The 23,233-nt window shown below is 41.6% G+C and carries 15 protein-coding genes; 11 read left to right on the top strand and 4 right to left on the bottom strand.

The genetic code is table 11. The features are described from left to right. The first annotated feature begins 22 nt into the window (after positions 1 to 22). From H9X96_RS07485 to H9X96_RS07495, 3 genes are all read left to right on the top strand, one after another. Positions 23 to 1,966 (top strand): DUF1800 domain-containing protein, encoded by a 1,944-nt coding sequence (locus H9X96_RS07485; protein ID WP_187665701.1) that lies wholly within the window; start codon positions 23 to 25, stop codon positions 1,964 to 1,966. Between the two features lie 34 nt (positions 1,967 to 2,000). Then, the gene (locus H9X96_RS07490; RefSeq protein ID WP_187665702.1) at positions 2,001 to 3,266 is read left to right on the top strand and encodes a DUF1501 domain-containing protein; all 1,266 of its coding nucleotides are present in this window, start codon (positions 2,001 to 2,003) and stop codon (positions 3,264 to 3,266) included. Between the two features lie 129 nt (positions 3,267 to 3,395). Next, positions 3,396 to 4,553 carry a formylglycine-generating enzyme family protein gene (locus H9X96_RS07495; protein WP_255431040.1) on the top strand — a complete coding sequence of 386 codons (1,158 nt, stop codon included), beginning with the start codon at positions 3,396 to 3,398 and terminating at the stop codon, positions 4,551 to 4,553. A gap of 35 nt (positions 4,554 to 4,588) precedes the next feature. Here the strand turns inward: H9X96_RS07495 and H9X96_RS07500 are convergent, their stop codons facing one another. After that, complete coding sequence (locus tag H9X96_RS07500; protein WP_255431041.1) at positions 4,589 to 5,899, bottom strand: DUF3472 domain-containing protein; 1,311 nt, start codon at positions 5,897 to 5,899, stop codon at positions 4,589 to 4,591. A gap of 167 nt (positions 5,900 to 6,066) precedes the next feature. Between H9X96_RS07500 and H9X96_RS07505 the strand changes: the two genes are divergently transcribed. Then, the gene (locus H9X96_RS07505) at positions 6,067 to 9,228 is read left to right on the top strand and encodes a glycoside hydrolase family 2 TIM barrel-domain containing protein (RefSeq protein ID WP_187665704.1); all 3,162 of its coding nucleotides are present in this window, start codon (positions 6,067 to 6,069) and stop codon (positions 9,226 to 9,228) included. A 168-nt stretch (positions 9,229 to 9,396) separates the two neighbouring features. Here H9X96_RS07505 and H9X96_RS07510 read toward each other — a convergent pair whose 3' ends face one another. From H9X96_RS07510 to hemW, 3 genes are read right to left on the bottom strand one after another with little or no spacing between them, the layout of a single operon-like run. Further along, positions 9,397 to 9,720, bottom strand: a complete 324-nt coding sequence (locus H9X96_RS07510; protein ID WP_187665705.1) for a phage holin family protein — start codon at positions 9,718 to 9,720, stop codon at positions 9,397 to 9,399. A gap of 48 nt (positions 9,721 to 9,768) precedes the next feature. Then, positions 9,769 to 10,554 carry an SDR family oxidoreductase gene (locus tag H9X96_RS07515; RefSeq protein ID WP_187665706.1) on the bottom strand — a complete coding sequence of 262 codons (786 nt, stop codon included), beginning with the start codon at positions 10,552 to 10,554 and terminating at the stop codon, positions 9,769 to 9,771. 28 nt (positions 10,555 to 10,582) lie between these two features. Next, a complete protein-coding gene (hemW, locus tag H9X96_RS07520; protein ID WP_187665707.1) occupies positions 10,583 to 11,725 on the bottom strand; it encodes a radical SAM family heme chaperone HemW in 1,143 nt (380 codons plus the stop codon). Between the two features lie 154 nt (positions 11,726 to 11,879). On the opposite strand from hemW, the gene H9X96_RS07525 reads away from it, so the two are divergent. The 7 genes from H9X96_RS07525 to H9X96_RS07555 all read left to right on the top strand — a co-directional run bounded on the left by H9X96_RS07525 (position 11,880) and on the right by H9X96_RS07555 (position 23,233). Next, a complete protein-coding gene (locus H9X96_RS07525) occupies positions 11,880 to 12,476 on the top strand; it encodes an RNA polymerase sigma factor (protein ID WP_187665708.1) in 597 nt (198 codons plus the stop codon). An 85-nt stretch (positions 12,477 to 12,561) separates the two neighbouring features. Continuing rightward, positions 12,562 to 13,740, top strand: coding sequence for a FecR family protein (locus H9X96_RS07530; protein WP_187665709.1), 1,179 nt, complete (start codon positions 12,562 to 12,564; stop codon positions 13,738 to 13,740). Positions 13,741 to 13,860: 120 nt separating this feature from the next. After that, on the top strand, positions 13,861 to 17,394 hold the full coding sequence (locus tag H9X96_RS07535; RefSeq protein WP_255431042.1) for a SusC/RagA family TonB-linked outer membrane protein: 3,534 nt from the start codon (positions 13,861 to 13,863) through the stop codon (positions 17,392 to 17,394). A 9-nt stretch (positions 17,395 to 17,403) separates the two neighbouring features. Then, positions 17,404 to 18,828, top strand: a complete 1,425-nt coding sequence (locus tag H9X96_RS07540) for a RagB/SusD family nutrient uptake outer membrane protein (RefSeq protein ID WP_187665711.1) — start codon at positions 17,404 to 17,406, stop codon at positions 18,826 to 18,828. Between the two features lie 48 nt (positions 18,829 to 18,876). Next, positions 18,877 to 21,291: a zinc-dependent metalloprotease gene (locus H9X96_RS07545; RefSeq protein ID WP_255431043.1), complete on the top strand. Its 2,415-nt coding sequence runs from the start codon at positions 18,877 to 18,879 to the stop codon at positions 21,289 to 21,291. A gap of 46 nt (positions 21,292 to 21,337) precedes the next feature. After that, positions 21,338 to 21,856, top strand: coding sequence for a DUF3347 domain-containing protein (locus H9X96_RS07550; protein ID WP_187665713.1), 519 nt, complete (start codon positions 21,338 to 21,340; stop codon positions 21,854 to 21,856). 393 nt (positions 21,857 to 22,249) lie between these two features. Beyond that, positions 22,250 to 23,233: a DUF4271 domain-containing protein gene (locus H9X96_RS07555; protein ID WP_187665714.1), complete on the top strand. Its 984-nt coding sequence runs from the start codon at positions 22,250 to 22,252 to the stop codon at positions 23,231 to 23,233.

Raw genomic sequence — 23,233 nt, forward strand, 5'->3', positions numbered from 1 at the left:
GTATACCTCAAAAATCATCTATATGAAAACTCCATTAAAGGTTATTTACTCATTTATAGCTGTGCTGTTCTTTACTATAATTTTCTCTTCCTTTAAAAAAGCACAGCCAGAGTGGTATAAAACAGCGTTTCCTTATCGGCAGGTAGGATTAACTGAGCGTCAGGCAGCAGCGCATTTACTGAATAGGTTTACTTACGGAGCAAAGTCTGGAGAAGTGGAGGCCGTCATGAAGATGGGACTGGAACGCTGGTTTCAGCAGCAGCTTGATGGAAAATTACCTGATGATTCTTTGAACTTGTTATTGAATACATATGATGATATCTATCTGAGTAATACCGAGGTCGAGAATAAATACCCAAGAGCAAACCGAGTTTTAAGACTCGCGATTCAAGAGGGGCTGATCAATAAAGATTCCGTAAATAAAGGAGATAAACCGGAATACCGTGCACAGATCCGTGCTTATATGGATCAAAAAGGATTCAAGCCAGAGCAAGAATTATTACGGCAGTTTATCAATCAAAAAATACTAAGAGCAGCTTATACGAATAACCAATTGAGGGAATTACTGACCGATTTCTGGTTCAACCATTTCAATGTATCTCTTACTAAAAATCAATGTGCAGCATTTGTTCCAGCCTACGAAAGGGATGTCATCCGTCCTAATGTGACCGGTAAATTTGAAGACTTATTGCTGGCTACCGCAAAATCTCCAGCCATGCTCCTCTATTTGGATAATTTTACCAGCACGGGAACTCCGGTAAAAGATAATCAAGGTCGGGGGATGGGCAGTAACCAAGGTCGGCAGATGAGCAACAACAACGATAGGGATAAAGGCAATAACAAAAGCAATAACAAAAAGCTTGTCCCAGTAAAAAGGAAATCTGGCGGCCTCAATGAAAACTATGCAAGGGAGGTGATGGAACTCCATACTTTGGGGGTAGACGGAGGCTATACACAGTCGGATGTGACCCAGGCAGCAAGAGTACTGACCGGTTGGACGATTGCGCCAATGGGTGAGGAAGGTTATGGCGCAGCCATGAAAAAGATCATTGATCAGGTGGGAGAAGAAAACCTGAAAAAGAGAGGGTTTGTAAAGGATGGCGATTTCCTGTTTGTTCCAAACCGACACGATAATGAAGAGAAAACAGTACTAGGACATCATTTTGCAGCTGATGGTGGGTATGAGGAAGGACTTGAACTATTTGATTTACTAGCGAATCATCCTGCAGCGGCTAAATTTATCAGCAGCAAACTCGCCGCCAGATTTGTCAATGATAACCCTCCGCAAAGCCTGATCGATAAGATGGTGAAAACGTTTAGTAAATCTAAAGGGGACATCCGACAAGTCATGATGACTATGGTTTCCGCTCCCGAATTTTGGAGCAGTGCTGCCCTCCGTGAAAAAACAAAATCTCCTTTTGAACTCACAATTAGTACCGTACGCGCCTTAGATGCCAACATTACACAGCCCTATCAGCTCTTCAACTGGATGAATAAAATGGGCCAGAAAATGTACTATTATCAGGCACCTACGGGTTTTCCGGATAGAGGACAGTATTGGATCAATACCGGCTCCTTACTGAACAGAATGAACTTCGGACTCGCCATTGCGGCACAGCGGATTCCTGGTGTCAGCATTAACCTTGCCGCATTAAATGATTTTCATGAACCGGAAAGTGCAGAAGCCGCGTTAGTAACCTATGGAAAGATCATGATGCCGGAACGCAATTTAACAGCAACGTTTAAAAGGCTTCAGCCGATGTTAAATGATCCGATGCTGACCAGTAAAGTAGCAAATGCAGCGGATAAAGCAAGTGTTGCTGGGGACAAGATGGTCAATACTGGGGACAAGTCAGCCAGTATGGGCCACAAAACATCAAATAATGAGAATAAGAAGAATAATAATGCAATGCTGGCGCAGGTAGTAGGCGTAATTATTGGCTCACCAGAGTTTCAAAGAAAGTAATTCAGCTGAAATACAGCGATAAAATTAAGAAATCATGACTTCAAGAAGAGGATTTATAAAAGGCGGCGGACTGGCATTATTTGGCATCGGATTGGGTGGGATTCCAGGTTTCCTGACTGAGGCAGTAGCCCATACCAAAGAACCAGGCTTGTTCAATAGAAAGAAAATAATGGTCTGTATTTTCCAGCGGGGAGCGATGGATGGTTTAATGGCTGTGACGCCATTTACAGATCAATACCTGCAGCAAGCGAGGCCAAGTTTGTTTATGAGTGCTGCGAAAGCAGCAAAAAACACCCCTTTAATAGATCTTGATGGACATTTTGGACTGCATCCTTCCATGGCCGCTTTCGAATCTGTATTTCGTGATCAGCGAATGGGGATTGTGCATGGGATTGGATCACCTAACAACACCAGGTCTCATTTTGATGCACAGGATTACATGGAATCAGGAACACCTTTTAAAAAAGGAACAGATAGTGGCTGGCTAAACCGGGCTGTGGGGTTATTGGGACATGATGGTGCCACGCCTTTTCAGGGTGTGAGCTTGACCTCCTCTTTGCCGCGTTCCTTTTATGGAGAAAACCCAGCATTGGCCATCAGCAACCTCCAGGATTTTAATATACAGATGAGGGGGAATATGAACGGCGCCAATATGGCCGCTAAAAGTTTCGAAGATTTATACGATCAAACCTCTTCAAACCTGCTTAAAGATACTGGAAAGGAAAGTTTTGAAGCGATAAAAATGCTGCATAAAACGGATGTGAAGAATTATAAACCGGCCAATAACGCCGTTTATCCAAATACCGCACTCGGTAATTCATTGAAGCAAATCGCACAGCTGATCAAGATGAATGTAGGGATGGAAGTTGCTTTCGCAGAATCTGGAGGTTGGGATACCCACTTTAACCAAGGTACCGATACCGGGATTTTTGCTAGAAATGTGAACGACTTGAGCAATAGCATTATGGCTTTTTGGACTGATATGGGAACATTGCAAGATGATGTAACTGTAATGACGATGACCGAATTTGGCCGTACCGTGAAGCAAAATGGAACTGGAGGAACAGACCATGGACGTGCTTCCTGCAATTTCATTCTGGGGAATGGTGTAAACGGTGGACTGGTACATGGAAATGTGCAGCCAATGGCGATAGAAAACCTGGAGGATGGCAGAGATCTGGCCGTTACCACTGATTTTAGAAGCGTATTTTCTGAGGTGGCAGACAAACATTTAAACCTTCATAACGATAAATTGCTGTTTCCGGATTGGGAAGGAAGTAAAATTGGCGTAATGCGTTAATAATCGCCGAAATCAGGTAAGAATTTAATATTTTATCATTATTTTGCCTTCATTAAGCGCAGTTCAGGAGTGCCTATACTGTTAATCTTCGGGCCTTTACCCGTAACCTGAACATGACCCCGATTTTTTATGAAGAAAGAGTTTTTGTATTTGTTTTTAGCGTCGGCCATGGTCGCCTGCAATCAAAAAAGTGAAGATAAAAGTGCTGCCGGCAGTTCCGCAGATACTACAGTAAATACTGGGATGTCCGGTTCCAATCTAAGTGATTCTGCGTGTTGCAACTCCAACCTTCCTAAGCGATATGGCGCGGTTACGGGCATAGAAACACTGGCTAAGAACGAGAAAAACGGTCTGAATTCACATGCAGGCATGAAATATATTCCTGCTGGTTCATTCCGAATGGGCGCTTCGGACAAAGAAGGTCGCAGGGATGAATATCCGGCACATGAAGTAAAAATGGATGGCTTCTGGATCGATGAGACGGAAGTGACCAATGCCCAGTTTGCCGCATTTGTGAAAGCTACAGGCTACGTCACTCAGGCAGAGCAAAAGCCGGATTGGGAAGAGATCAAAAAACAACTTCCTCCGGGAACACCAAAACCATCAGAAGACCAACTGCAGCCCGCATCTTTAACCTTTTCCCCGCCAAAGGGACGTGTAGACATCAATGACGTTTCACAATGGTGGAGCTGGACACCTGGTGCCAGCTGGAAACATCCGCAAGGACCAAAAAGCGATATCAAAGGCAAAGAAAACTATCCGGTAACGCAGGTTTCCTGGTTTGATGCCAATGCCTATGCCAAATGGGCGGGCAAAAGATTGCCTACAGAAGCAGAATGGGAATATGCAGGAAGAGGTGGTCTGAAAGATAAAAAGTACCCTTGGGGAGATGAAGATCTGACAACAGGAAAAGTAAAAGCCAATACCTGGCAGGGAGAATTCCCATATTCCGATAAAAAGACAGATGGTTACGGAAATGTAGCCCCTGTAAAATCATTTGCTGCCAATGGTTACGGCTTATATGATATGGCAGGAAATGTATGGGAATGGACTGCAGACTGGTATCGTGAAGACTATTATCAGCAGCAAAAAGGAGTAACTGTAAACCCACAAGGGCCAAAAGATAGTTATGATGCTGCGGAACCGGGGATACCTAAGAAAATTATCAGGGGAGGTTCATTTATGTGTCATTCTTCGTATTGCAAAGGATATCGAGTGACTTCAAAAATGAAGTCTTCTATGGATACAGGACTGGAGAATACCGGTTTCCGGTGTGTGGCCAAATGATATTCTTGAGCCAGTCCTGATCACCTGCTGCCTACTTAAGGCAGCTTATTGAAATCTATTTCAGGGTGTGTTTTTCCTGTTGATTTCCTATGAAATGGCGTATTAATGGGAGTAAAGTCATTAAAGAATCCGCAATTTTTTAAGTAGAAAGAGGTTTGATCTGCTCCACCGGTATAGTCTTTTCTATAGTTGATCCTTGCCGTAGCATCCGCAGTGAATTTCGCGTTAGTCACCTCATGCCATTTTCCCGAAGCATCAACTGCCCATTGGTTTTTATAGTCACCTCTGCGGGACTGATCACCTGTTGGCGGAGAGAAGTTTTCCAGGAAAGAATAGATGCCGCTCAGGTAAACTGCCGATTGCGGACGCTCAAAGCTGGCTACCAATTGCCAGTCGCCCTTGTCAAGATCCTTGAAATAAGCAGTATAAACTGTGGTTTTTTTCGCTGGATTAGGCTTGGCATGGGTTAAAAACGCATAGCTTTTACCTGCTTTCCAAGGGTATAGCATATAGCTTTGTCCGCCGGAACCCTCATTACCAAATTCTCCTGTTTTAGTGGTATTCCCTTTTTTCAGCAGCACAATCTTCATGCTGTCAGGAATAGATTTCGGATCATCCGTAGTAAATGGACTCCATACCGAAAAAAGTACCCTGCGTTCTGTAGGGGAATTCACCTGCATCCCGAAATAACCACCGCCAAATCCATTGGCCATGTAATAGGTGCCTTGTTTATCTTCTCCATTAGGAACCATAATTTCATTATAGAACCATTCTACCTTTCCTTTGGCTTCCGCGGGGATTTCGTAGTTTAAATGTACAGAAGGACCTCTTCGGCCCCAATGGAAGTAAGCACCTTCATTGTTTTTAACGTATACCGCGCCTTTTGCTAAAACAGAGCCGCTGACCAGCAAGTCTGAGACTTCGGCAAACACTGATCCCGTTTTACTGACCCCTTTCAATTCAACTTTCACATAACCTGGGGCTTTAATTTCTACCTTACCTAAGGATATGATTTCAGTACCAATATTGTTCAGTTCTTTTTGAAAGGTCTTGCCAGCTGCGCTGATGCTGATTTTGCTGTTCCCGGAAGGAACACGCAGTTTAAGCGACAAATCTGCCGATCCGGCAGTTTCTACCCTAAAATAAATGGCGATCACATCTGCAGTATTGCTCCAGTTGCTCAAGCCATCATTTTTGATTCTTGCAGTGCCGCCCTTCTCTACATATCCATTGCCTCCAAGGGGGATGCTGATGCTTTCAGACTCGATTTCAGCCCTGCTTCCGGCAAAGGTCGCCGGAAGAATCAGCAGCTGAAAAGCAAGAAGGAAAAAGGTAAATTTCTTCATGTTCATTGTTGTGTTTCTTGGTTTGTGTGTGGTTCGAAATATGAAATTAGGCAATGCGGAATTAAAAGAGGGATCAAAAATCAGTCAAACGTTTGCGTAGCCCATTTGGGGCCTTATCCGCTAAAATATAATTACGTTAGGCTTAGCAATACAATCTAAACACATAAATGAGAACAATTTTTACCACACTATCCTTGTTATTGGCCTCTTCGGCAGTAATGAGCCAGCAATTACCTACAGAGCTGCAAACTCCAGAAGTAGTTGCTGTAAACAGGATGCCCATGCGTGCTTCGGCATTTGCCTACGAAAGCAAAGCATTGGCGGCAAAGCGTGAAAAGGAGCAGTCAAATTACTTCTTAACGCTAAATGGACAATGGAAATTTAACTGGGTTCAAGATCCGCGTCAGCGTCCGCAAGAATTCTTTAAAACCACTTTCGACGATACTAAATGGGATAATTTTAAGGTGCCTGCCAACTGGGAGACCAATGGTTATGGCTTGCCAATTTATGTAAATCATCCTTATGAATTTACTGGCCGTAAGGTGATGGGAGAGCGGTTAAATCCGCCATTTGACATTCCTGAAGATAATAATCCAGTAGGTTCGTACAGAAAGAAATTCACACTTCCGGAGAACTGGGATGGCCGTCAGACTTTTATCCACCTGGGTGCGGTAAAATCAGCGTTTTACATCTGGGTGAATGGTAAGAAAGTTGGGTATAGCGAAGACAGTAAGCTTGCTGCAGAATTTGACATCACCAAATACTTGAAAAAAGGAGAAAACCTGGTGGCTTTACAAGTCTACCGCTGGAGTGACGGCAGTTACCTGGAATGCCAGGACATGTGGAGAATCTCTGGAATCGAACGTGATGTATACCTGTATTCTACACCAAAAGTAGATGTCAGAGACTTCAAAACCATCGCTACTTTAGATAAAACCTTCAAAAACGGATTGCTGTCTTTTGATGCTGAAATCAATAACTATAAAATAGAAAGAGGTACGCTGCACAGCACACCAGATACCTTTACTGTAGCTTTAGAGTTGGTAGATCCAAAAGGTAAAACCGTGTATACGGAAGAAACAAAAGGTATAAATAAGGTAATTGGAAACTATAAAGCCAATGTGAAACTGCAAACGGAAATCCCGAATGTTGCCGCATGGACTGCAGAAACGCCAAACCTTTACACCTTATTCATCACCCTGAAAAATAAAAAAGGAGAGGTGCTGGAAGTAATTCCACAAAGAATCGGTTTCCGTACCGTAGAGTTAGTGAACAACAACTTCCTGGTAAACGGAAAACGAGTTTTCTTTAAAGGTGTAAACCGTCATGAGCATAATGCCACGCAAGGTCATACCTTAACCAAAGCAGACATGCTGAAGGACATGGAAATGATGAAAAAGTTGAACGTGAACGCAGTAAGACACGCTCATTATCCGCCAGATCCTTATTGGATGGAGCTTTGCGATGAATACGGATTATATGTGATTGATGAGGCAAATATCGAATCTCATGGTCGTTATTATGACCTAGCTTATACGCTTGGAAATGATAAAGAATGGAGAATGCCGCATTTAGAGCGGATCAAAAGAATGTACGAGCGCGATAAAAACCATTCATCTGTGATCACCTGGTCATTAGGAAATGAAGCTGGTAATGGAAGAAACTTCTATGAAGGCTACGACTGGCTGAAAGCAAACGACGGCCGCCCGGTACAATACGAACGTGCAGAAGAAGATTTCAATACAGACATGATTGTTCCTCAGTATCCAGATCCAAACTGGTTGAAACAATATGCGAACAGCAAGCCAGACCGTGCTTTGATTATGAGCGAATTTGCACACATCATGGGCAACAGCCTTGGTAACTTTAAAGAATACTGGGATGTGATCGAAAGCCATCCGAACTTACAAGGTGGATACATCTGGGAATGGATCGATCAGGCTATTGATACCGTTAAAAATGGTAAACGCATCAATGCTTATGGTGGCGATTTCCCTCTAAGCGGCCCGGTAAATGAAAACTTTAGTGACAACAACTTTAGTGTTAAGGGGGTGGTGACCAACCATCGCGGTATGACCCCAATGGCGGTAGAGGTGAAAAAGGTATACCAATACATCAAAACCAAATACAATGGCAACAACAGCATTACTGTAAACAACTCCTATTTCTTCAAAGGATTGGAGAATGTGAAGTTAAATTGGGCGCTGTTAGAAAATGGCAAGATCGTTGAAAAAGGCAGTCAGAATGTCCTTAACATCGATCCAAGAACAGAAAAAGCGCTGAGCCTGCCGATTAAAACGAAAGCTAAAACAGGATCAGAATACTTCCTGAATGTATATTACGACTTAAAAACAGCGGAGCCTTTCCTACCATTAAATTATACGATTGCAACAGAACAGTTTGCATGGAATGGTACGCCGGCATTGTCGCAGCCAGCTGCCGCAGCTGCGGGTAAACTAACCGTAGAAAAAGCAGACGGAAAAACACTGGTTAAAGGAAAAGACTTCACAGTCACCTTAGACCTTGACAAAGGATTGATGACTGGCTACACCCTAAAAGGCAGGCAATTGTTAGCGGAAGGCCCTCAGCCAGGCTTCTGGCGCGCACCCACCGACAACGATATTGGTGCTGGTTTCAATAGCAGCCTTAGAAAGTGGAGAACCGCTTATGCAGAAGGAAAGATCAATACAGCAGAAGTAAGCAATGCCCCATCTGGTGAGGTCATTGTGGTATTTAAGAAAGACGTAGTGAATGGTGATGCGACCGTTGAACAAACCATTACCATCAGACCTGATGGCATCTTAAAAGTAAACAACCGCTTTACTGCCAATAAAGGTAAGTATGCTTTAATGCAGCGTATCGGTAATGATTTACAATTAAGCGGCGGGTTAAACAAGATCAGTTATTATGGTCGTGGTCCAGGTGAAAACTATTCAGATCGTAAAACAGCCTCTTTTGTTGGCTTATACAACCAAACATTAGATGAACAATACTTCCCTTACGCACGTCCTCAGGAAAGTGGAAATAAGACGGAAGTACGCTGGGTGAATTTCACAGATAAAAAAGGAGCTGGATTGAGCTTCGGTATGGCTGATAGCCTGCTGAGCTTCTCTGCACTGCCTTACAGTCTGGATGATCTTGATCCTGAAGTGAATAAAAAACAATACCATTCTGGTGAACTGGTAAAGCGGGCGCATATTTATATGCATCTCGACTTGATTCAGAGTGGTTTACAAGGAATTGACAGCTGGGGATCTATGCCCTTAAAGGAATACAGAGTTCCTTTTGCAGCACATGAATACTCGTATTGGATCAAACCAATTAAGTAAACATAGCACAGCTGGCAATAATTAAAAAGCGGCCTTTCGTATGGGTATTCGAAAGGCCGCTTTTTTATGCGGTTTTGTTTTATAACCGGATGTTTTCTAGTCTATTAAAAAATATTTGCGCAAACGTTTGCGCCTGAGGGGGATCTTGCCTTTTTAAGCAGCTCCTTTTTAAAGGATGACACCAACGATAGCCATCACAAAAGCGATGATTACTGCAGGTATAAATCCAGTGATTTCGAAATCATCAAACAGCTTGTCTGCTAATTTGATCATCACGGCCGTTACGATTAAATGAACAAAGAAGGATAAAAATCCTAAAGTAACCACATTCAGTGGAACTCTTAATAACCAGCCTAAAGTTGCATTTAGTAAGCCAATCACTAGGGCAACAAGGATTGCAGTTCCGTAATTTTTAATTCTTACGCTAGGTAGAACGTAAGTCATTCCCAGTAAAATACCGGCATTGATTAAGAGAGTAATGATGAAATTCATAGCTTTAAATTTGAATGCTCAATGGGTCAAAAATCAATCCAAAATTGATTAGGTCACCTTAGCTGTTCTGATATATTTAGAGAATTTTAAGGGGAAGAATCGCTTCAGCCAAACTCCTTTGACTTCTTTTCCTCCAATGTATACTTCTTCCTTTTTTAATTTAACGGCATTTACAATGAGCTGAGCGCAGGTTTCCGGCAGCATTCCTGCAGCCTGTGCCTCGTCCATTGTTCCCTGAGGAGTTCCCGCTGCAGTTAAAGCATTTAGCGTCACATTCGTTTTGATGAAACCTGGGCATACCAGGGTAATGTGAATCCCCTGATCGTATAATTCAGCTCTTAAAGAGTCGAAATAGCCATGTAAAGCATGTTTTGAGGCCGAATAGGCAGAGCGAAGCGGTGTGCCAAATTTGCCCACTAAACTGCTGATACAAGCGATATGTCCCCCGCCATTTGCGATCATTACCGGTAATACTGCCTTGCTCAGTGCTACTGTACCCCAGAAATTAACGTTCATCAGGCGCTGTTCTACAGCCAGGTCGGTTGCTAAAGCCAATCCCCGCTGACTAATCCCGCCGCTATTGATCAACAGATCAATCTTTCCAAAAATTCGGATGGCTTCTGTTGCTTTTTCCGCCAGACCAGCAGTATTTTCCAGGTCCAGAGACAATACATGGACATTGATCTTATTTTGACAGCCACTTTTTACGCGGAACAACTCCTCCCTGTTGCGGGAAGAAATGATCAGTTTAGCGCCCAGCTGGCTATACGCATAAACCAATGCTTCGCCTATGCCGGATGAGGCTCCGGTGATCCATATCACTTTATCTTTCATTTCTGTTATGACGGTTTAATCTTTAATGTTAACGGTGATCCTCCGGAATTAAAAACAATTCCGAAGCAATATGATCTGCAAATAGTTTTCCATCTAAGGTTAAAGTTAAATGGTTGTTTTCATGGATCAGCCATTGTCGTTCAATAAATGGTTTGATGCTTTTAAGGGTATCCATATGGAATGCCTTGCCGAAATCGGCGTTTATTTTATCCAGACTAGTGCCCCACATGGTGCGTAAGGAAGTCATGATGTATTCATTGAAACGATCGTACAGGTCTAAAATTTCAATAGTTTCCGGTAAGCGGCCTTCTCTGATGTCACTTAAATAAGCCGCATTATTGGCTACATTCAGGTAACGCGTATGGCCATCAAAGCCGTGTGCAGAAGGGCCGATCCCCATATATGGAATGCCGCGCCAGTAATTGGTATTGTGAACGGCGTACTGACCTGGCTTGCTGAAATTAGAAATTTCATAATGCTCAAAGCCACCTTCTTTTAGTTTATCAATTAATGTGATGAACTGCTCAGCGCTCTGCTCTTCATTGACCGGAGTTTGTTTGCCTCTTTTTATGGCACTGGCCAGTGCGGTCCGTGGTTCTACGGTTAAGGAATAAGCAGAAATATGCGGCGTTTGAAACTCGATCGCTTTATTGATGTTACTCAGCCATTTTTGATCTGTCAATAGTGGATACCCGTAAATTAAGTCAATGCTCAAATTCTCAAACCCGGCATCCTGACTTCTTTTGATACAATCTTCTGCTTCCTGTGCATTGTGCGCGCGGTTCATCCAGATCAGGTCTTCTTCAAAGAAAGACTGGATACCAATGCTGAAACGGTTGACTGGCAATTGCCTCAGTTCCTTGATTTTTTTAGCATCCAGGTCGTCGGGATTGGCTTCAATAGTAATCTCGGCATTTGAAGCAATGGAAAAATGCTTGGTCAGGGTATTGAATATCTTCTCAAATGCTGCCGCAGGGAGTACCGAAGGCGTACCTCCGCCAAAGTAAATGCTGCCGATCTGATGCTCAGCAACCCGATCCTTTTTCTTAATGATTTCTGTGCAAATCGCATCAGTCATCTCATCAACGTATTTTAAAGAGGTGCTGAAATGGAAGTCGCAATAAGTACAGGCCTTTTTGCAAAATGGAATATGGATGTAAATACCGGACATCCGACAAAAGTAAGGTATAAAAATAAGATTTAGGTATTAGAGGTACATTCGATAAAGACACGAACTTTAAGTATATACTGCCCAATGTAATTAATGCTGAAAAATCCATAATTTAGCATTTTATAATACCCTTCTCCACATCAGGATCAATAGAATGATAAATGAAAACTTTCACGATGAACAAAAATGGCTGTCTTCCTTAAAAGGAGGGGACAGAACTGCTTTTGATGTCATTTACAAGTTTTACGGCAACCGCATTTATTCTCGGGTCTTGTCTATGATCAAGCTAACCGAAGTGACAGATGAACTGGTACAGGATGTTTTTTTGAAAGTCTGGGAAAAAAGAGAAGATATCAATGAAAGCCTTTCTTTTCAAGGCTGGTTATATCGGATTGCCGAAAATATCGTACTGGATTATTACCGTAGACTGGCCCTGGACCTGAAGATGCGAAAGCATATGCTAGAGACCTATGCAGAACTCTACAATCAGACTGAAGACTATATTTTAAATAAGGAACGCAGTCAATTATTAGATAAAGCCCTTCAACAGCTGCCACCTCAGCGTCAGCTTATTTTTAGATTGTGTCGTTTAGAGGGAAAAAGTTATGAAGAAGCTGCGTCATTGTTAAACATTAGTACGTCAACGGTAAGTAACCAACTGGTTAAGGCGACAAAAAACATCAAAGACTATGTTTTTTTCAATTCAAAAGAGTTCATCATATTTATGGTTGCCCTTTACCTCAGAAGTTAGCCGTGATTCTGTCTTTTAAAGTTTTTTTATTTTATCAGTAGTGTGTTTTTGGTTTTCGTTCGTATAACGACTGTATAAAATGAAAATGGAACCAAAAATCGACGAGATTTATCAACGCTTTTTAAAAAATGAAGCAACGGCAGCAGAAATAGAGCAATTATTTTTGTGTTTTGAGGCAGGTACTGATGTCCAATTGCAACAATCAATAGCTGGTTTTATGGCACAAGCTATTGAAGAACCTGCCGATACAGAACGGAGGACACACCTTGAAAATCTTCAAATGAAGATAAATGCCAAGCTCGATGCAGCACAGGATGTTCAAGATTCCATTAGGCACCATTACTTCATTTCTAAACTATTTAGCTTACCAGCTTACCGGATAGCAGCAAGCTTGCTCATCATTGCTTGCTTAAGTTTTTCCGCATATTATTATCTAAATGAAAAGACGCAGCAGGAACAGATCAAACCAGGAGGTAATTACGCTACGCTGCTGACAAAAACTGGTCAGGAAATAGACCTTAAAAAATCTTCAAATCAGGTTATCCAACGCGTTGCTGGAGTTACGATACGTAAAACTGCAGATGGGCAACTGGTATATACCGCATCACCAGTAGCTCAAAATTTTGAACTGGAATGGAATTCCATCATTACACCTCTAGGCGGTCGTTATAAGATTGTACTTTCTGATGGTAGTTTAGTGATGTTGAATTCAGGTTCAAAACTAGAGTTTCCGGTTGGCTTTCGCGGTCAAGAACGCCGTGTTAAATTAATTGGAGAGGCTTACTTTGAGGTGGCTAAAGATGTTTCAAAACCTTTTATCGTGGTTTCCGGCAGGGGAAATGTTGAAGTTCTTGGAACCAAATTTAACATCAGCAATTATCCTGAAGATGGGGTTATAAAAACAACCTTGTTAGAAGGAAAGGTGAGATTTACGGACAATGTTTTACAGAATAAAAAGATTTTGAGGCCTGGAGAACAGCTGAGTTTAAAAGGGGATGATATCCAGCTCTCTGAAGTAAATGCCGCTGATTTTATGGCTTGGAAAGACGGTAAATTCATTTTTAAAAATGAAGAATTATCAGTCATTATGCATCAGCTCAGCAGATGGTACAATATCGATGTTGATTATAATAGCTTGCCTGAACGTCGTTTATACGCAAATATCAGTGCCAACGTTAGCCTCTCCGAAGTATTAAGAATGCTGTCTGTGACCAGCAACCTCAAATTTAATGTGGATGGAAGGAGGGTTTCTGTGATGAAATAAATTTACCCGATTGCCTTCTACCTCAACTTTTCAAAAAACCTAAACAACAAATTAATGAATATAAAAAAATATGTATCCGGGCACTCGCATGGTGTCTGCCTAAAATTGCTGCGGATACTTATGGTCCTAATCGTATTTTCCGGAATATACAGTTCGGCAAATGCACAATCCGCAACATACTCCTTCTCTTTTAAAAACGCAGCCCTCGATAAGGTCATTGAGGAAATTGCTAAACAAAGTGGTTATCAATTTATCTTTGATGCAAGCTACCTTCAGAAATCAAGTCCAACCACACTTGAAATCAAGTCAGCTGATATTAAAGAGGTGTTAAACACCGTTTTTAAAACACAAAATTTTAGTTACGAAATCTCTGGAAAAACAATTATACTCAAACCAGTTCCTGCTAATCTTACTGAAGGGACTTACTACCAGGTAAAAGGACGTGTAATTGACAGCATTGGTGTATCCATACCGGGTGTGGTTGTCCGTGTAAAAGGACAACGCGAAAGTGTTCAGACCGATACTGATGGTAATTTTATGGTGGCAGTAAAAGAGCCTAACCATACCTTATTGTTTAATTATATCGGTTATAAAGAAGAAGAATATGTAGCCGTTCCTTCAGTTGCTTTCACAAGTATTACTATTGTTTTAAAACCCAATACTTCGATGTTACAGGAAGTGTTTGTCAACGGTTTCCAAAAAATCAGTAAAGAAAGAAGCACAGCTGCCTATACAAATGTTAGTAATGAAGACTTGAACCGGAATCTAAACGTAGACTTGATTTCAGCGCTGGAAGGAAAAGTAGCGGGTTTGATCACGATAAAAAATCCTACAGGAAAATCCGCAGATAAGCTGCTGTTAAGAGGGATCAGCACCTATTCCTCTACAGTTGGTACACAACCATTGTTGGTAATAGACGGTTTGCCTACTGAATATACTTTGGATGAAGTGAATCCATATGATATTGAGTCTGTTACTGTACTTAAGGATGCTGCGGCAGCCTCCATTTATGGTGCCCGTTCTGCAAATGGGGTCATCATAATGACCACCAAACAAGCCAAGGGAAAAGGGCTGGAAATTAATTTAAATGCAGACTTATTCATTACCGGGAAATCAGATGTGAGTAAGATGCATTATGCGGCTACCAGCGATCTGATCGATTGGGAAACGGCAGTATACAAAAAAACGCTGAGCGGTTTTTCTAATGTAGAAAGTATGTTCGATGGTTATGGGAAACTAACAAATGGAACCCTGAAATATTACTCTCCATTATATCAGCTGTATCGTTCACAGGCTTCAGGAGCATTGACTGCGGATCAGGTGAACAGTACTTTGGGGCAATGGCGTCAAAATGACTATATAAAAGATTACAGGGAAAATGTCTGGCAGAATGAAATCCGGCAGCGTTATAACTTGTCTTTGGGTTCTAGTACCGACAAGAGTAATACTTATTTATCCTTAAACTATGATCAGGGTAAAGGCCGTGTAATTAACAATATGAATAGGGCCTTCAACCTGAATATGAAGTCTACTTTTAGGGTGAAAAGCTGGTTAAATGCAACGATAGGTTTAAACGGTAAATATGCAAATGATGAGACAACAGGTATAGAATATGACAATATGTTTCTACAAGAGCGTTATGCGCGTATTGTAGATGCTGATGGAAATAAAGTGCTGAGCGATTATGTCAATCTGAGCGATGGTTTTTCCTCTTCCTCTGCAATTAACGGTGCTGTCATTAATGCTATTGCCGGAAATGCGGCATTTAAGCCATTTAACTTTAATCTGATAGATGCCCTGGCTGATGGAATTGACAAGCAGAAGTATCTTAACCTTCGTGCATTTTCTAATATAGAAGCTAAGCTCTATAAAGGGCTTACTTTTAATACTCAGGTTCAATACGAAACTTCAAGTACCAAACTTGATCGATATCATGCAGTTGATGGCTACAGAATGCGTTATATGTCCAATATGTTTATTGATAAATCAATGACCAGCCATTTGGATGCCGGCGGACGTTATTACCAATTAGATAAATCGAGCAATAATTATACTTTCCGGAATCAGCTGAATTTTAACAGAGGCTTTGGTAAAAATGAAAATGAACATTATGTCGCCGCAATAGCTGGTTTTGAGATGAGACAAACGTTCAGCCCGGTAAGTAATGAGTCCCTGCACTTTGGTTATGATCCTCAAACTATTCAGTTCGTAAATCTTGATGATGATGTTCTGGTGGATGGTATTGCAAGTTATTTTAATGGAAACAGGACTATCGGTCGACTGGGTACCAGTCAGATGGAAAGGAGACACCGTTATACTTCTCGCTACGCCAATATGAGCTACACTTTCCAAGGAAAATACAACGCAACTGCGAGTGTACGGATGGATAATTCTGACTTATTTGGTGTAGACTATAAAGATAAAAACAGGCCATTCTGGTCGGCAGGTTTGGCTTGGAATGCAAGTAGTGAAGAGTTTTTGAAAAAGCTGAGTTGGTTAAATACCCTGAAACTGAGGGCAACCTATGGAACAAATGGTAACGTAGATCAGAGTACCACTTCATTTATCGTAGCCAATAGAAAGAAAGATGCACTTTTGACTAATTTGAACTATTGGAACATTACCACCATGCCGAATCCAACGCTAAGGTGGGAAACAACTGCAACTACTAACTTCGGTATTGATTATGCCGTATTTGGCAATCGTCTTCGCGGCAGCATCGACGTTTATAATCGTAAAAGTACAGATCTGCTGAATACAACGAAGTTGGACCCAACGGTTGGAACATTGGCACAGGTGGTAAATAGTGGTTCCTTAAGAAACCGTGGAATTGAATTTAGTGCATCAGGAGATTGGTTTAAAACCAAAGACTGGACCTTTACTACAAATGTCACCTTTGCAATGAATAAAAATGAAGTGGTCAAAGTGAATAATCCTCAGACATCCATTGGTGTGTATGTAACTGCTCCAAATACATTTTTCATAGCTGGCGACGCGTTTAATAGTTTATATGCTTACAAATACGGAGGTATGGTTAATGGATATCCCTATGTTCTGGATGAGAATGGAAACCCTAATGTAACATTTGATGCTTCAGGCAGCCCTACCGCTGTAAGACAGATTAACAACCTGAATGCATTGGTAAAGGTGGGACAGCTGGATCCAAAATATTCAGGATCAGTATCTCAGCGCATAAGTTATCAGGGTTTTGAATTAAGTACGATGTTCATTTTTTCAGGGGGCAATAAATTACGTAAAGACGTGAGTGCATTAGATGCATCAGATCTTAAGGATATTGATGTTGCAAACCGCTGGACGGAAACTTCAGACCTTCCGCGTTTATTCGTAGACTATGCCACGAACCAAAATAGCAATATGCAGACGTTATCTACACTTTGGAAATATTCCGATAAACAGATTCTGGATGCGAGCTATGTTAAATTGAGAAATATTGCACTTTCCTATAATCTTCCACGTACAGTGAGCAGGAAGTTAGGTGTAGCATCTTTTAGGATAACGGGACAGGTTAACAATTTATGGTATTGGAGTGCAGCTGGTGATGATATCGATCCAGAGGCCTATTCACTGAATTCCGGTGTAAGATCATTTGCGATTCCAAAATCATTCTTACTCGGTCTAAACGTAACTTTTTAAACATAAATCATGAAATTATATATAAAAATACTCTTGTTTTTGCCGGTATTACTATCAGTTTCCTGTAAGAAATATATAGAGATTACCCCTCGTGGATCAGCTGTGGTAGAAACAGCCCAGCAATTCTACGAAATGGTTTCATTACCTAACCGCGGTTATGCCATAAACAATTTCCAGTACCTGGTTGACGACCAGTGGATGAAGGAAAGTGACGTGATCGGAAAGGCTAAAAACCTGAATATCGTTAATTTTACTTTTGATGAAACTGAAAACCGGGTAAACCTGCTTTCCAGTTCTTCCTTTTACAATCAGGCTTATGCCTACATCAACCGTTGGAATATGATCATCAGCCTGGTAGATGGTTCTACCGGTACGGATGCTACAAAAATGATCGCCAAATCTGAAGCAAAGGTGCATCGTGCCTTTGATTATTTTATGTTGATTAATACCTATGCTAAAGCTTATGATCCGGCTACGGCTGCTACAGACGGAGGGATCTGTATCATGGATAAATTTAATCTGGAAGCAAAGCCGATAAAATCTACCGTAAAGGATGCGTATGATTTTATTCAAAAAGACCTGGATGAAGCCATTCCAAATCTACAGGAAAAGCCCTTGGATGAGAACCATCCTTCGCTGGCATTCGCATGGGCCCTGAAAGCTAAAGTGCATTTGTTTAAAAGAGAATTTGCCGAGGCTAAAACAGCAGCATTGAAGTCTTTATCCTACAAGAGCGATATTTTTGACCTGGTAGATTACACAGCAAAAGGAGGGCCTAATGTGCTGCCGGTTGTTGCTCCAAATAACCCAGAGGTATTAAATTATGCTTACATGACTGGGTATACAGAGATGAACTTTGCTTATGTGAATGTCATCAGTCCGGAATTAAGAACGCTGTTTGGTAACAATGATGCGCGTTTTAACTTGTTTTTTACTACGGTAAATGCTTCGTTTCTGGACGCAGGTTCAGGTACTGCGTATTTTAATATAGGATACAAAAAGTTCTTTTACCCTACGGTAGGAATGAAAACTACGGAAGTTTACCTGATGCTGGCTGAACTTTATGCCCGTGAAAATAATCGATCAGAGTCTATTGCTGCCTTAAATAAGATTCGGGTAAAGCGAATCACTTCAGGCACCATCAACTTTGCTGTTCCTGCTACAGTGAAAGAAACCATGGATCTGGTCATTGCTGAGCGTCGTAGGGAATTACTGTTTGGTGTCAACAGGTTTTTCGATTTGAAAAGATTTAACCTGGAACCGGAGTATGCAAAAACTATTGTGCGTGTATTTCCGATTGTCAATACCACAGAACCAAAGAAGACCTATACCTTGAAACCGAACTCCAGGTTGTATATCATTCCTTTTGCTCAGGATGTACTGAAACAAAATCCTGGATTAAGGTTAAATACAGACGAAATCATTCCTTTTTAAATTTACAAAATCAGACAAATGAAGTATGCTTTAAGCGTTATATGCTGCATGATATCCCTAACTGGATATGCGCAGCATACAACTGATAAAAAGACAGACAGTAGCCATGTTAAGGCTACTGTATCTTATGAAAAATTAATTCCAAAAACCGCGTCGAGTAAACAAGGATTATTTGACGTAAAGTGCACTGATGATAAATGGTACTTTGAAATTCCCGACAGTCTTTTGAACCGGTATATTCTTGCGGTTACCCGTTATGTGGCTATGCCGCAGGGAGCAGGTAGTTTTGGCGGTGAGAAAGCAAATGAACAAACGGTTTACTTTGAAAAAGGCAATGCCAATAAAATTTTTTTGCGTGCGGTAGTGTACCGACAGGACGTGAAAGATGAGAAACAACAAATTTCTAAGGCCGTAACAGCTTCGCAGGTAAATCCGATTGTTGCAGCATTTGATATCAAATCTAAAAACCCGGTAACAGGTAATTCTGTGATCGAGGTTACTGATTTATTTCGTAAAGAAAGTACGGTATTGTCCATTTCTCCACAAGAAAAAACAGAGAAAAAACTGGGAAGCCTGGCAGATGACAGGTCATTTATAGAATCTATTCATACCTATCCCATCAATATCGAAATCAAAACAACAAAAACCTACAGTACTTCCGGCGTAGCCACCATCATGGCCGGAGCTTTAACTGGAGCCATCACACTTCAGTTAAATACCTCACTGGTATTGCTGCCTAAAGTACCGATGAGGAAGCGTATTTCTGATGAACGCGTCGGTTACTTCGCCAATAAGTACACCCTGTTTGATGAAAACAAGCAGGCGGCACAACCCCTGTATTTTGTGCAGCGTTACCGTCTGGAGCCAAAGGATAAAGACATCGCCAGATACAAAAAAGGAGCCCTCGTAGAACCAAAAAAACAGATCGTTTATTACATTGATCCCGCAACACCAAAAAAATGGCGTAAATACCTGATTGCAGGGGTCAACGATTGGCAGAAAGCCTTTGAACAGGCCGGTTTTAAAAATGCTATTGTCGCAAAGGAATGGCCTGAAGCAGACACGACAATGAGCCTGGAAGATGCACGCTATTCTGTAATCCGTTATTACGCTTCTGAAACTCCAAATGCATATGGTCCCCGGATTAGTGATCCGCGGAGTGGTGAAATCATCGAAAGTCATGTGGGCTGGTACCATAATGTGATGAAACTGGTACACAACTGGTATATGATTCAAGCCGGCCCCTTAGATCCCCGTGCGCGTAAAATGGAGTTTGAGGAGGAACTGATGGGTGAATTGATTCGTTTTGTATCCTCACACGAAATCGGACATACACTTGGTTTGAGGCACAATATGGGCGCCAGTAGTCAGACGCCAGTGGAGAAGCTGAGAGACAAAAAATGGGTAGAAGCCAATGGACATACCGTGTCCATAATGGATTATGCACGCTTTAACTATGTTGCTCAGCCTGAAGACCACATTGGCCCAGCCGGAATCTATCCAAGAATAGGGATATATGATAAATGGGCGATCCAATGGGGTTACAAATATTTGTCTGGTGCTAAAGACGAGTTCGAAGAGCAGGTTGTTTTAAACAGAATGACCATCGATAGCCTGACTAAAAATCCGAAGCTATGGTTCGGTGGTGAGGGTAAAGGTGAAGACCCAAGAAGTCAGGCTGAAGACCTCAGTGACAATAACATCGCAGCAAGTGAATATGGGATCAAAAACCTGCAGCGTGTGGTACCAAATCTGGTGAGCTGGACTTATGAGCCTGGAGCGGTATACGACAACCTGAAGACCATGCATAAGGCTGTAATTTCCCAGTATTCACGTTATTTATATCATGTGATGAAGAATATAGGAAGCCGATATATTACACAGCGAAGTACTGATGAAAAGGGAATTGTCTATGCTGAGGTTCCAAAAGAGAGAGTGAAAAGTGTAATCGGATACCTGGACAGACAAGTATTTGAAGCGGCTTTATGGATGTACCCAAAAGAAATTGCTGAACTTATCGATATCAAACCGGTAAATGAAATCATGGATCAGCAAAATCAGATGCTGAATATGCTGCTAAGTTCCGGACTGATCTTTAACTTGGATCAGCGTGCCGCTACCTCTGCTGATCCATATACGGTACAGGAATACCTGAATGATCTGGAAAAAGCAGTCTGGAAAAATCTTTCTGCCGATCCTGTGCGCTCAAGCTATAGACGATCTCTGCAAAGAAGCTATCTGGAGAAGTTGAACAGTCTGATCAATCCAAAAGACGTCGCTGAGGGTAAGATGATGTCGAACGCCCAGCGCAGTGATGTGCGTATTGCTGCCATTGCCCATGCTAAACATCTCCGTACAACGATAGCGGCTATGCCAGCAAGCGGAGCTTTAAACCAGGAGCATCAAATAGATATGTTATCTGAAATAGATAAAATCATCGCAAGAACGAAGAAGGATAATTGATTATAAGATGATGGTAAATTCATCAACAATAAATAAAAAGATACATATGAAAAGATTGACGAACGTTCTTATTACGTTATTGGCTGTGATCAGCTTTCAGGGAAAAGCACAGGATACAGTACTAAATGCTGCAGCTCAAAAACAGGAAGCCGCTAAAATTGCAGTGGTTGAAAGCTACCTTGGCATCAGCAATAGTTTAATCCTGTCCGACTCCCTTGAAACTGCAAAAAATGCGACAGCTTTTTTAAGGAGCCTGGAAAAGTTCAGGTTTAAAAAATTGACTTTAGAGGAAATGAATGCGGGAACTACCACAAGGGCTGAAATCCGTGTATTGGCTGCAAAAATCGCAGAAACAACGAATATAAACACGCAGCGTAAAATATTTTTAGAGCTCTCTACAAAGATGTGGGGAATTGCTAAAAATGTACAGCCCTCTGGCTTGCCACTGTACCAGCAGGTGTGTCCTATGACAGGAGCTACATGGATCAGTAAAGATCAGGAGATTAAAAATCCTTATTATCCTAAGAATATGCTGACTTGTGGCGAGATCAAGGAGCGGATATAAGACAGTTCATTTACATAAACACAACCGATTGAAGGTTCATCTTTTAAAAGGATTTACTCAGATCAGTTTCTTAGCTAAAAAGAGCTCTTAAAGAGGGTGCAAAGTGGTCGGGAAGAGACCTGATGTTCTTTAGATGTAGGAGGGGGTTCGGTTAGGGTTTGGATAGCAGAGACTAAGCAACCCTACGCGAACCCTACGCGAACCCCCTCCGAACCCTATTATAAGGCAGGTCTCTTCCCGAACACTACCCGACCACTACCACAGAAGTAAAGTAAAATTGCTCCAACCAATTTATGGCCGTTTATTATCGGATCATAGCCATTTCTTCTATCCCTCTGGCAGGATCTGAAAACCGTTGGAAAACTAATGCATATTTAAGCTAAATTTGCGGCAATGAATTTAAATCGCATCCTTCTGCTGCTGTTCTTTTATTGTATGACTGGCTTTTCCAATGGTGATGCCCAGACAGCTGATATTGCTGCGGATACGCTGCAGGTCAGAACGGCCTATCCAAGGAGAATTGTAAAGGATGCGGCTTACCTGGCCAGGCAAAAATTTGTGACCGATTCGATCATGACCCATACCTGGCTGCTGCCCGATTCCCTGATCGATAAAAACATCATTATCGACAGCATTGTGAAAGCAAATACGACCGGCCATACCGACCTGCTCCACCGTTACCAGGAAATTGGAAATGCGAAGCAGGTTTCCGCCTTCCGTACCGGCAAAGCACTGCCCAAAGGAGAGCGCTGGGTACTTGCAGTTATCGTAGTTTTACTCGCCATATTCGCCGCGTTAAAAATTTCTTTCTCCAAACAATTGCAAAGTATCGTCCAGTCTTTCTTTAGTAATCGGGTACTCAACAACCTGAATAGGGAAGATAATTTGTTTACCTCATGGCCTTTTCTCCTCCTGTTCGTACAGTTCGGATTTACCCTAGGCATGTTTTTTTACCTGGTATCACAGTACTATCACCTCGCTTTTGTGAGCAGCGGTTTTCAGTTTTATGCTAGTATTTCTATCCTGATTATCGTTTTATACGTCCTGAAAATTCTCATTTTACGTCTTTTAGGCTATCTTTTTGAGGTGCAAAAAGCCGTAAATGAATATGTTTCCATATTATATTTGAGTTACTTTAATCTTTCTTTAGTTTTCATCCCACTGGTAATTGCGTTTGCCTTATCTCCTTTAAGGTATGGAGCTTACTATGTGGTAGCTTCTTTTGTACTTCTCGCAATTATCTTTATTTTTCAGTTTATTAGGGCAGGGATAAATATTTTATCTCATTATAGATTTTCTAAAGTGTATTTGTTTTTGTACTTTTGTGCCCTCGAAATTTGCCCTATATTAATATTAATCAAGGCAATAGGATTTTAA

Source organism: Pedobacter sp. N36a (assembly GCF_014472395.1).
Classification (GTDB): domain Bacteria; phylum Bacteroidota; class Bacteroidia; order Sphingobacteriales; family Sphingobacteriaceae; genus Pedobacter.

Excerpts from the sequence above, each read along its gene's own strand:
- H9X96_RS07485 (WP_187665701.1), top strand. The coding sequence starts at position 23 with ATGAAAACTCCATTAAAGGTTATTTACTCATTTATAGCTGTGCTGTTC.
- H9X96_RS07490 (WP_187665702.1), top strand. The coding sequence starts at position 2,001 with ATGACTTCAAGAAGAGGATTTATAAAAGGCGGCGGACTGGCATTATTT.
- H9X96_RS07495 (WP_255431040.1), top strand. The coding sequence starts at position 3,396 with ATGAAGAAAGAGTTTTTGTATTTGTTTTTAGCGTCGGCCATGGTCGCC.
- H9X96_RS07500 (WP_255431041.1), bottom strand. The coding sequence starts at position 5,899 with ATGAAGAAATTTACCTTTTTCCTTCTTGCTTTTCAGCTGCTGATTCTT.
- H9X96_RS07505 (WP_187665704.1), top strand. The coding sequence starts at position 6,067 with ATGAGAACAATTTTTACCACACTATCCTTGTTATTGGCCTCTTCGGCA.
- H9X96_RS07510 (WP_187665705.1), bottom strand. The coding sequence starts at position 9,720 with ATGAATTTCATCATTACTCTCTTAATCAATGCCGGTATTTTACTGGGA.
- H9X96_RS07515 (WP_187665706.1), bottom strand. The coding sequence starts at position 10,554 with ATGAAAGATAAAGTGATATGGATCACCGGAGCCTCATCCGGCATAGGC.
- hemW (WP_187665707.1), bottom strand. The coding sequence starts at position 11,725 with ATGTCCGGTATTTACATCCATATTCCATTTTGCAAAAAGGCCTGTACT.
- H9X96_RS07525 (WP_187665708.1), top strand. The coding sequence starts at position 11,880 with ATGATAAATGAAAACTTTCACGATGAACAAAAATGGCTGTCTTCCTTA.
- H9X96_RS07530 (WP_187665709.1), top strand. The coding sequence starts at position 12,562 with ATGGAACCAAAAATCGACGAGATTTATCAACGCTTTTTAAAAAATGAA.
- H9X96_RS07535 (WP_255431042.1), top strand. The coding sequence starts at position 13,861 with ATGGTCCTAATCGTATTTTCCGGAATATACAGTTCGGCAAATGCACAA.
- H9X96_RS07540 (WP_187665711.1), top strand. The coding sequence starts at position 17,404 with ATGAAATTATATATAAAAATACTCTTGTTTTTGCCGGTATTACTATCA.
- H9X96_RS07545 (WP_255431043.1), top strand. The coding sequence starts at position 18,877 with ATGATATCCCTAACTGGATATGCGCAGCATACAACTGATAAAAAGACA.
- H9X96_RS07550 (WP_187665713.1), top strand. The coding sequence starts at position 21,338 with ATGAAAAGATTGACGAACGTTCTTATTACGTTATTGGCTGTGATCAGC.
- H9X96_RS07555 (WP_187665714.1), top strand. The coding sequence starts at position 22,250 with ATGAATTTAAATCGCATCCTTCTGCTGCTGTTCTTTTATTGTATGACT.